The organism is Mesorhizobium sp. Cs1321R2N1 (genome assembly GCF_037179725.1).
In the GTDB taxonomy this organism is placed as follows: Bacteria; Pseudomonadota; Alphaproteobacteria; order Rhizobiales; family Rhizobiaceae; genus Mesorhizobium; species Mesorhizobium salmacidum.
This window is the reverse complement of record NZ_JAPYKP010000053.1, coordinates 26,005-34,099: the sequence shown is the minus strand read 5'-3', so window position 1 is coordinate 34,099 and position 8,095 is coordinate 26,005. Positions and strand designations below refer to the sequence as shown.

The 8,095-nt window shown below is 62.0% G+C and carries 12 protein-coding genes and 1 pseudogene; 9 read left to right on the top strand and 4 right to left on the bottom strand.

Translation table 11 applies throughout. The features are described 5' to 3' along the window. The 6 genes and pseudogenes from O7A61_RS15805 to O7A61_RS15780 all read left to right on the top strand — a co-directional run. Positions 1–155: pseudogene (locus tag O7A61_RS15805) on the top strand (NAD(P)H-dependent glycerol-3-phosphate dehydrogenase); the annotation flags it as partial. Between the two features lie 31 nt (positions 156–186). Beyond that, positions 187–483 (top strand): YciI-like protein, encoded by a 297-nt coding sequence (locus tag O7A61_RS15800; RefSeq protein WP_337130571.1) that lies wholly within the window; start codon positions 187–189, stop codon positions 481–483. Positions 484–524: 41 nt separating this feature from the next. Then, entirely contained in the window at positions 525–950 is a 426-nt protein-coding gene (locus tag O7A61_RS15795; RefSeq protein WP_027144603.1) for an EVE domain-containing protein, read from the top strand. Then, positions 905–1,630: a class I SAM-dependent methyltransferase gene (locus O7A61_RS15790; protein ID WP_181169998.1), complete on the top strand. Its 726-nt coding sequence runs from the start codon at positions 905–907 to the stop codon at positions 1,628–1,630. Before O7A61_RS15795 ends, O7A61_RS15790 begins: the two co-directional genes overlap by 46 nt. 21 nt (positions 1,631–1,651) lie before the next feature. Next, entirely contained in the window at positions 1,652–2,068 is a 417-nt protein-coding gene (locus O7A61_RS15785; protein ID WP_140510216.1) for a DUF1761 domain-containing protein, read from the top strand. 9 nt (positions 2,069–2,077) lie between these two features. Continuing rightward, positions 2,078–2,827 (top strand): glycosyltransferase family 25 protein, encoded by a 750-nt coding sequence (locus tag O7A61_RS15780; RefSeq protein ID WP_337130570.1) that lies wholly within the window; start codon positions 2,078–2,080, stop codon positions 2,825–2,827. A gap of 89 nt (positions 2,828–2,916) precedes the next feature. On the opposite strand, the gene gcvA is transcribed toward O7A61_RS15780, so the two are convergent. Then, positions 2,917–3,849 (bottom strand): transcriptional regulator GcvA, encoded by a 933-nt coding sequence (gcvA, locus tag O7A61_RS15775; RefSeq protein ID WP_337130569.1) that lies wholly within the window; start codon positions 3,847–3,849, stop codon positions 2,917–2,919. 165 nt (positions 3,850–4,014) lie between these two features. Here gcvA and O7A61_RS15770 point away from each other — a divergent pair, with 165 nt between their 5' ends. Beyond that, positions 4,015–4,257: a hypothetical protein gene (locus tag O7A61_RS15770; RefSeq protein ID WP_337130568.1), complete on the top strand. Its 243-nt coding sequence runs from the start codon at positions 4,015–4,017 to the stop codon at positions 4,255–4,257. Positions 4,258–4,430: 173 nt separating this feature from the next. On the opposite strand, the gene O7A61_RS15765 is transcribed toward O7A61_RS15770, so the two are convergent. Next, complete coding sequence (locus O7A61_RS15765; RefSeq protein ID WP_140718558.1) at positions 4,431–5,027, bottom strand: L,D-transpeptidase family protein; 597 nt, start codon at positions 5,025–5,027, stop codon at positions 4,431–4,433. Positions 5,028–5,111: 84 nt separating this feature from the next. On the opposite strand from O7A61_RS15765, the gene O7A61_RS15760 reads away from it, so the two are divergent. Continuing rightward, complete coding sequence (locus O7A61_RS15760) at positions 5,112–5,795, top strand: response regulator transcription factor (protein ID WP_027145512.1); 684 nt, start codon at positions 5,112–5,114, stop codon at positions 5,793–5,795. Between the two features lie 117 nt (positions 5,796–5,912). After that, entirely contained in the window at positions 5,913–6,368 is a 456-nt protein-coding gene (locus O7A61_RS15755; RefSeq protein WP_337107601.1) for a Crp/Fnr family transcriptional regulator, read from the top strand. Positions 6,369–6,440: 72 nt separating this feature from the next. On the opposite strand, the gene O7A61_RS15750 is transcribed toward O7A61_RS15755, so the two are convergent. Together O7A61_RS15750 and O7A61_RS15745 are read right to left on the bottom strand one after the other, a co-directional pair. Beyond that, positions 6,441–7,247 carry an exodeoxyribonuclease III gene (locus tag O7A61_RS15750; protein ID WP_140751765.1) on the bottom strand — a complete coding sequence of 269 codons (807 nt, stop codon included), beginning with the start codon at positions 7,245–7,247 and terminating at the stop codon, positions 6,441–6,443. A gap of 73 nt (positions 7,248–7,320) precedes the next feature. Beyond that, on the bottom strand, positions 7,321–8,001 hold the full coding sequence (locus tag O7A61_RS15745; RefSeq protein WP_337130573.1) for an outer membrane lipoprotein carrier protein LolA: 681 nt from the start codon (positions 7,999–8,001) through the stop codon (positions 7,321–7,323). Positions 8,002–8,095 lie beyond the last annotated feature (94 nt).

Below are 8,095 nucleotides of genomic sequence, written 5' to 3'. Positions count from 1 at the left end.
CGACCGCGGCGATCGCCGCCCGCATCGCCGCCGAGCGCAACATCGATGCGCCGATCATCGCCGCCGTGGCCGCCATACTGGATGGCAGGATCACCATCGGCCAGGCCGTGACGGCCCTGATGACCCGGCCGCTGAAGACCGAAACCAACGATTGATCCCCTGATCCAACCACCCAGGAGAAAGACCATGCTGTTTGCTCTGATTTGCAAGGACAAGCCCGGAAGCCTGCAGGTGCGCCTCGACACGCGGCCCGAGCATGTCGCCTTCCTCGAAGGGCTGAACAGCGACAAGAAGCTGGCCTTTGCCGGTCCGTTCCTCGACGCCGACGGCAAGCCCAATGGCAGCCTCGTGGTGGTCGAGGCGCCCGATCTGGCTGGTGCGCAGGCCCTGTCGGCCGCTGACCCCTATGCCAAGGCCGGCCTGTTCGAAAGCGTCGAAATCCGCCAGTGGAACTGGACGTTCAACAAGCCGGCGGCTAGTTAATTCGCGGCGCCGCGACGACTGGAACGCAAGGAGGAGAAAAAATGAACTACTGGCTGTTCAAATCCGAACCCTCGGTTTTCTCCTTCGAGGCGTTGAAGGCCAAGGGCAAGGCCGGCACGCAATGGGACGGCGTGCGCAACTACGCCGCCCGCAACAACATGAAGGCCATGCAGATCGGCGATCTCGGCTTCTTCTACCATTCCAATGACGGGCTGAACGTGGTCGGCATCGCCGAGGTCTGCGCGCTGGCCCATCCCGACACTACATCCGATGATCCGCGCTGGGAGTGTGTCGACATCCGTGCTGTCAGGGACATGCCGAACCCGCCGACGCTGGAAGAAGTCAAGGCCAATCCAAGACTGGCCGAGATGGCGCTGGTGCGGCTCGGACGGCTTTCCGTGCAGCCGGTGACCCCGGCCGAATGGAAGGAAGTCTGCCGCATGGGCGGCCTGACGCCTGCGCCGTGACGGCACTCACCCCCGACAGCGCCAGGCAGTTCATCCTCGACAACACGGCGCTAATGGCACCGCCGCATGTACCGGAGATTCTTCTCCACCTCGCCGACGAAGCGCATGATCTTTGGCAGCGGACCGAGGACGAACTGGTCGAGATCGGCCTGCCGCCACCCTTCTGGGCTTTCGCCTGGGCCGGCGGCCAGGGCCTCGCCCGCTACGTCATCGACAATCCCGACACAGTGCGAGGCAAGCGCGTGCTCGACTTCGCCTCGGGCTCCGGGCTCGTCGCCATCGCCGCCGCCAGGGCGGGGGCTGCCGAGATAACCGCTGCCGATATAGACCCGTTCTGCGCCACCGCGATCCGGCTCAACAGCGACGCCAATGGCGTCGTGAACAAATTCCTCGGCACGGACTGTATCGGCACCGATGCGGATTGGGATGTGATCCTGGCTGGCGATGTCTTCTACGACAAACCCTTCGCCGACCGGCTGATGCCGTGGTTTTCGGCGCTCAAACGGCGTGGCGCCGAGGTCCTCGTCGGCGATCCCGGCCGGTCCTATCTGCCGCGATCGGGGCTGGAGCCGCTTGGCGTCTACCAGGTGCCGGTGACAAGGGCGCTCGAGGATGCCGAAGTCAAGCGCACGACCGTGTGGCGACTGCTTGACGCCATCGCCGAACAGGCGTTTCCATAAAGCCGCACAGGAGGGGAACTCGTGGATTTTTCAGCAGTGAACTGGATCGCGGTGGTTGCCGCCGCCGTCGTCGCATGGCTGTTCGGCGCCGCCTGGTACATGGCGTTGAGCAAGCCCTGGCTGAAGGCCGTCAAGCTCGATCCGGCGACGATGAAGAAATCGCCGCTGCCCTTCGTCATCTCCTTCATCGCCGAGCTGCTGATGGCCTACATCATGGCCCTGGTCGTCGGCGCGATGACGGGTGGTGAGCCGACCTGGCTCGCCGGCCTGATCTTCGGCTTCGTGCTTTGGCTGGGTTTCGTCGCCACGACGCTGTCGGTCAACCATCGCTATGAGAATTTCGGCTGGGACCTGACCCTCATCGATGGCGGTCATTGGCTGGGCGTGCTGCTGATCATCGGCGCGGTGATCGGCTGGTTCGGCGCCGCGGCGAGTTGAGATAACGCTTTGACGACGACGGATGAATCCGGATTTCCCCGCGACCTGGTGTTCACCCGGATCTGCCACGTCAAGCATGGCTATGACGAACGCCGCCGCCACATTGTCCGCGAGTTTGAGCGGCGCGGCGTGCCCGTCTACTTTTACACGGACTGGGACAAGCCAGATATCACCCCGGAGATTCGTGCTGAATTGGTCGCTCCCGATTTTGTCCACCCGGCGCAGGTCTCGCTGGCGCTGAAGCATGTCGGCATCTGGCGCGACTTCCTCGAAACCGACCTGCCCTATTGCCTGGTGTTCGAGGATGACGTCTTCCTCGCGCGCGACTTCGTCGCCAAATTCCGGCAAGGGCTGGCCGAACTCGGCAGCCCGATGCGCAAGGCCGTCATCTATTTCGGCAACGGCAGCAACTACTACACGCCGAGCTGGAAATTGCGCAGGGGTCAGAGGCTCTACCCGGCACTGCATGCCAGGTGCGCGGATTCCTATCTCATCACCCGTCCGGTCGCCGAAGCCCGTTGTGCCTGGATCGATCAGCACAAAATATACACCGTGATCGACCACCAGATCGAGCAGATGGACGAAAAACTGGGCATTGAGATGCTGTGGTTCGAGCGGCCAATTGTCGAGCAAGGCAGCGAAAACGGCGCTTTCCAGACTTCCGTCGCCGGCAAAAAGCACCCGCTTCTGTACAAGAAGCTGAAATGGAAATGGAAGAAATACACAAGGATGATCTTCGGCCACAACGCCCGGTCCTGAGCGCGGGAGCAATTCCAGGAAAAGTCCCGTCGTGGTTTTCCCGGGAAAAGCGCGTAGCTCTTTCCCAGGGGAATGCATAAGACAAGAGATTAGACCTTGTCCGCCGTCCGCGTCCTGGCAACTTCCTCGAGGATCCATTCGCGGAACGCGACGATACGGGGATCGTCCGCCATGGCCTGGGGATAGACCAGGAAATAGGCGAATTCCGGCGCAACCCTGATGCTGAGTTCGAAGGGCCGCACAAGCCGGCCCTCGGACAGGTCGTTCGCCACCATGGCGAAATCGGCAAGCGCGACGGCATTGCCGTCGAGCGCCGCCTGGACAGCATCCGTGGAGGTGCCGAAGACGACGGTGCGGCTGTCGTCGAAATCGTTGATGCCGGCCGCCGCCATCCACATGCGCCAGTTCGGCCAGGTCACGCCCTGGCGGGCCCATTCAATATGGGCAAGCGTGTGGTTGAACAGGTCGCGCGGCTCGCGCAGGGGCGGCCCAAATGCCAGGAGGCCCGGACTGCACACCGGAATAATGATGTTGTCGAACAGGCGATGCGCGCAGAGTCCTGGATATTTGCCGGCGCCGAAGCGGATTCCGACATCGACGTCGTCGAGATCGAAATCGCGCAAGCCATAGGCAATGTCGAACCTGAGTTCGATGCCCGGCCGCTGCTTGCGGAAATTCTCGACACGCCGCATCAGCCATTTCGCCGCGAACTGCGCGTCCAGCGTCACCTTCAGGAATTCCGTGCCGCGCGCCAATTTGCGCGCCCGCATCACGGCCCGGCCAAGCAGGTCGAGCGTGTCGGTCGCCGCCTCGTACAGCACCGTGCCCGCTTCCGTCAGCCGGATGGTGCGGCTGGTGCGGGTGAACAGCACGATGCCGAGCTGATCCTCGATTTCCTTGATCTGGTGGCTGACGGCGGCGGGCGTCAGGCCGAGCTCGTCGGCGGCTCGGGTGAAATTGAGGTGCCGGGCCGCCGCCTCCAGCGTCCTGAGCGCCCGTGTTCCAGGCAAGAGAGCTGCCATCAGCGCGCGGCCCGATCGAAGCGGTCCATGGAGCCTCAATCCTCAAATAAAACTTGATGATGAGAAAAGAACTACTCGTTTCCCGTTTGTTTTTCAATCCGGCATGATCACGGCATCAAAACACCATCAAACCGGATTTGATGTCCGGAGAATACGGATCCCATCATGTCTCACATCGTTCTTCACCCTGCATACGTCGCCCGGCCGGGCTGGCTGTCGGCTGTCCGTGATTGGCTGCGGCAGGCCAGGGTCGCGGTCAATCTTGGCCACCAGAACGTCGAGGATCTGTCCGATCGCCAGTTGCGCGATATCGGCGCCGCCCGCAAGGACATCACCCGCGCCTTGGACCGCGAGACCGGCTGGCTGGGCCTTCTAGACATCGGCTGGCAGCGAAACAGGAAGGGATAAGGGAGTAGCATCGATAATGCGGCTTGGGCGTGTCTGCTGCTCCTGAAGACTTCCTATTCCCCTATTCCCCTATTCCCCTATTCCCCTATTCCCCTATTCCCCTATTCCCCTATTCCCCTATTCCCCTATTCCCCTATTCCCCTATTCCCCTATTCCCCTATTCCCCTATTCCCCTATCTCACCACCCTGACCACCGTCCGGTCCGACAGCAGCGGCAAAAGCCGCGCCATCGTGCGCGCGGTGACCGCCACGCAACCTTCCGTCGGCGTGAAGCCGGGACGCGCCAGGTGGAAGAAGATGGCGCTGCCGCGCCCGCGGCGGCGCGGCGCGATGTTCCAGTCGAGCACCAGGCAGGCGTCGTAGAGCCGGTCGTCGCGCCGCATGCGTTCGTGGCTGGCGCCATAGGGCATCTTGACCGGCCTGTTGTAATTGCGGTCGTCTGGGACCTCGCACCAGCCGAGATCCGGTCCGATCGGCGCCATCGCCAGCCGTGTCCTGCGGCCGGCGGCAAACTGATCCCCCCGAAAATAGCCCGCCAGGATGCGCATCGAAGCGAGCGGCGTTGCGCCGTCGCCTTCCCGCTTGCCGGACGAGATGCCGCCACGCCCCAGCGCGCACGCAAACACCGTTTTGCCGGCCTGCAGCAGGCCCTGGCTTGGGTGGCCCGGCCTCGCCCGCACGGTCATCACGCGCAGCCGTTTTGCCAAAATTGCGCCGGCTGCATTGCGATCGCGTTTTTTCTTGTATGATCGTGCCACGGAACAAATCACTGTGATCGGCTATTGTGCCGGCAAGCTTCCGCATAAATACGCAGCGGTCAACTGAATTCACTTTTCAAAACAACGGATTGATCCATGACCTCACGTACCATCCTGATCGTCGATGACGATGACGACCTGCGCGGCACACTGGTCGAGCAATTGTCCCTCTACGAGGAATTCGACGTGCTGCAGGAATCCACTGCGGCAAAAGGCGTCACCGCTGCGCGTGGCGGACTCATCGATCTGCTCATCATGGATGTCGGCTTGCCCGACATGGACGGCCGCGAGGCGGTGAAGATCCTGCGCAAGGGCGGCTACAAGGCGCCCATCATCATGCTGACCGGCCACGACACCGATTCGGACACGATTCTGGGTCTCGAGGCCGGCGCCAACGACTATGTCACCAAGCCATTCCGCTTCGCGGTGCTGCTTGCCCGTATCCGGGCGCAGCTGCGCCAGCATGAGCAGAGCGAGGACGCGACCTTCTCGGTCGGCCCCTATACCTTCAAGCCCAGCCAGAAACTGCTCATCGACCCGCGCGGCGGCAAGGTGCGGCTGACGGAAAAGGAGGCCTCGATCATCAAATATCTCTATCGCGCCGACCAGAAGGTGGTGACGCGTGACGTGCTGCTGGAGGAAGTGTGGGGATACAATTCCGGCGTCACCACGCACACGCTGGAAACCCATGTCTACCGTCTGCGCCAGAAGATCGAGCGCGATCCTTCCAATGCTGAAATTCTTGTGACAGAAAGCGGCGGCTACAAGCTGGTTCCTTAAACATTTCACTATCCAATTGGCGGTCTGGACGGGGCCGCTTTCGGGTACGATCCTAGGGGGATTCAGGGACCGTACCGCAGAGGAGGGATGGGACTGACCGTTCGGGGACAAAGCTAGATGGCGCTGGATGACGACATCCGCATCCTGTCCGCCGTGAGGCTTTTCGAGGGCTTCACGCAGGAACAGTTGCGCCTGCTCGCCTTCGGAGCCGAGACCACTCTCGTTCAGGCGGACCACAAGCTTTATCGCGAGGACGACGTGGCCGATTCGGCCTATGTCGTGGTCAGCGGGCGTATCGTGCTCTATCGCGAGCAGAATGGCGAGCGCATCCCGATCGGCAAAGTCGGTCCCGGCACGATGCTCAGCGAACTGGCGCTGATCGCCGACACCAACCGGCTGACCAGCGCCTCGGCCGAAATCGATTCGGAGGTGATAAGGCTGAGCCGCAAGATGTTCCGGCGCATCCTGGAGGAGTATCCGGAATTGGCGGTGAAACTCCACCAACGCATCTCCGAGGAATTCCACGACATGATCCGCCGCATCGAGGAACTGGCCCCGCGCTTTTCGGGTTGAGGCCGTTGCCGCGAGAGAACTCGATGCTTGGCGGGAAGGATCGCGACGAACGCCTTTTTATCGACGACTCCGTCAATCCAAGTCGAACCGGGCGATGACCGGCACATGGTCCGACGGCCGGTCCCAGCCGCGTGCCTGGCGCAGGATCTCGTAGCCGGCAAAATCAGGCACCAGGTTCGGCGACGACCAGACATGGTCGAGCCGTCGGCCACGATTGGACGCCTCCCAATCCTGCGCGCGATAGCTCCACCAGGTATAAAGCTTCTGTTCCGATGGCACGTTGAGCCGCATCAGGTCGACCCAGCCGCCGGCCAGCCGCATCGCCTCGAAGTTCTCGGTCTCGACCGGCGTGTGGCTGACCACGTTGAGCAATTGCTTGTGCGACCAGACATCATGCTCCAGCGGCGCGATGTTGAGGTCTCCGACCAGCACCGAGGCCGACACCTCGCCGTGCTCGGCCCGGATGGCGTTCATCTCGGCGACGAAATCGAGCTTGTGCCTGAACTTTCTGTTGATCTCGGGATCCGGTTCGTCGCCACCCGCCGGAACGTAGAAATTGTGCACCAGGATCGTCTTGCCGCCGGCCCGCACGGTCACCGACAGATGCCGGCTGTCCTCAATGTCGCAGAAACGGCGCCTTTCGACCACCTCGATCGGCCGCCGCGCCACCGTCGCCACGCCGTGATAGCCCTTCTGGCCATGGAAGGCGATGTAGGGATAGCCGATCTTGCGAAAGGCTTTTTCGGGAAAGAGCTCGTCCGGGACCTTGGTTTCCTGCAGGCAGAGCACATCGGGCGCGTACTCATCGAGCAGGCGTTCGATGATCGGCATGCGCAGGCGCACGGAGTTGATGTTCCAGGTGGCGATCGAAAAGGGCATGCGGCAAGGTCCGGCGATAGATCGCCGAACTACTGCCAGCCACACGCCGGAAAAACAAGCGAGGCGACGAAGACTACCGTGTCTTGGTGTTCAGCTCGCGATTGGCCGTATAGTCGATGGCGAAGGTGTCGGGCGCGAAACTGACGCCTTCCTTGGTGTTGAAGATCATCACCGTCGTGTCCTTGCCCTGCGCGTCGGTAATCGTCCACTGCCGCAGATCATAGGTTTTCGGGTCGAACATCATGGTGATTCGCGCATTGCCGAAAACCGACTTGTCGGAGAGCTGGATGGTGGTGAGGTCGTCTTCTTCCTTGACGCTCTTGACGCGGTTGCCCGAGAGGTCGATGCGGTCGTCGAGCAGCAGCTTCAGCGGCGTCTTCGATAGTGGATAAAGATCCGACGTGTTCAGTCTCTTGTTGAGGATGGCAACCGATCTGCCGTCGGAAATCACCCGGAAATTTGAAGACCCGTCATAGTTGAAACGGATCTTGCCCGGCCGTTCCAGGAAGAATTTGCCGCCGGTCTGCTCGCCCTTGGGGCCGAACTGGACGAATTCGCCGCTCATCGATTTGACCGCCGAGAAATGGTCGGCGATCTTTTGCGCCGCCGCGGGCACGGCCGCCTGCGCCGAGGCGAGCAGCTCGAATCCGGGCACCACGTTGAGCGCGGCGGCACCCGCGAACACCAGGCCGAGGCCAAGCAACTGGCGGCGTGTCGGGGCAAAATCGCTCAGCGCTGAAAGATCGTTTTTCATATCGGTCACTCTCGTCTGATTCCTGATTTGGTCGCTGTCGTGAACCCCCAGTTGGGCTGAAGTTTGGCGAGGCGATCGCTGCTCAGCCGGTTGA

Bases quoted from the DNA above. Each gene is read 5' to 3' on its own strand.
- O7A61_RS15800 (WP_337130571.1), top strand. From the start codon at position 187: ATGCTGTTTGCTCTGATTTGCAAGGACAAGCCCGGAAGCCTGCAGGTG.
- O7A61_RS15795 (WP_027144603.1), top strand. From the start codon at position 525: ATGAACTACTGGCTGTTCAAATCCGAACCCTCGGTTTTCTCCTTCGAG.
- O7A61_RS15790 (WP_181169998.1), top strand. From the start codon at position 905: ATGGAAGGAAGTCTGCCGCATGGGCGGCCTGACGCCTGCGCCGTGACG.
- gcvA (WP_337130569.1), bottom strand. From the start codon at position 3,849: ATGGCAGCTCTCTTGCCTGGAACACGGGCGCTCAGGACGCTGGAGGCG.
- O7A61_RS15770 (WP_337130568.1), top strand. From the start codon at position 4,015: ATGTCTCACATCGTTCTTCACCCTGCATACGTCGCCCGGCCGGGCTGG.
- O7A61_RS15760 (WP_027145512.1), top strand. From the start codon at position 5,112: ATGACCTCACGTACCATCCTGATCGTCGATGACGATGACGACCTGCGC.
- O7A61_RS15755 (WP_337107601.1), top strand. From the start codon at position 5,913: ATGGCGCTGGATGACGACATCCGCATCCTGTCCGCCGTGAGGCTTTTC.
- O7A61_RS15750 (WP_140751765.1), bottom strand. From the start codon at position 7,247: ATGCCCTTTTCGATCGCCACCTGGAACATCAACTCCGTGCGCCTGCGC.
- O7A61_RS15745 (WP_337130573.1), bottom strand. From the start codon at position 8,001: ATGAAAAACGATCTTTCAGCGCTGAGCGATTTTGCCCCGACACGCCGC.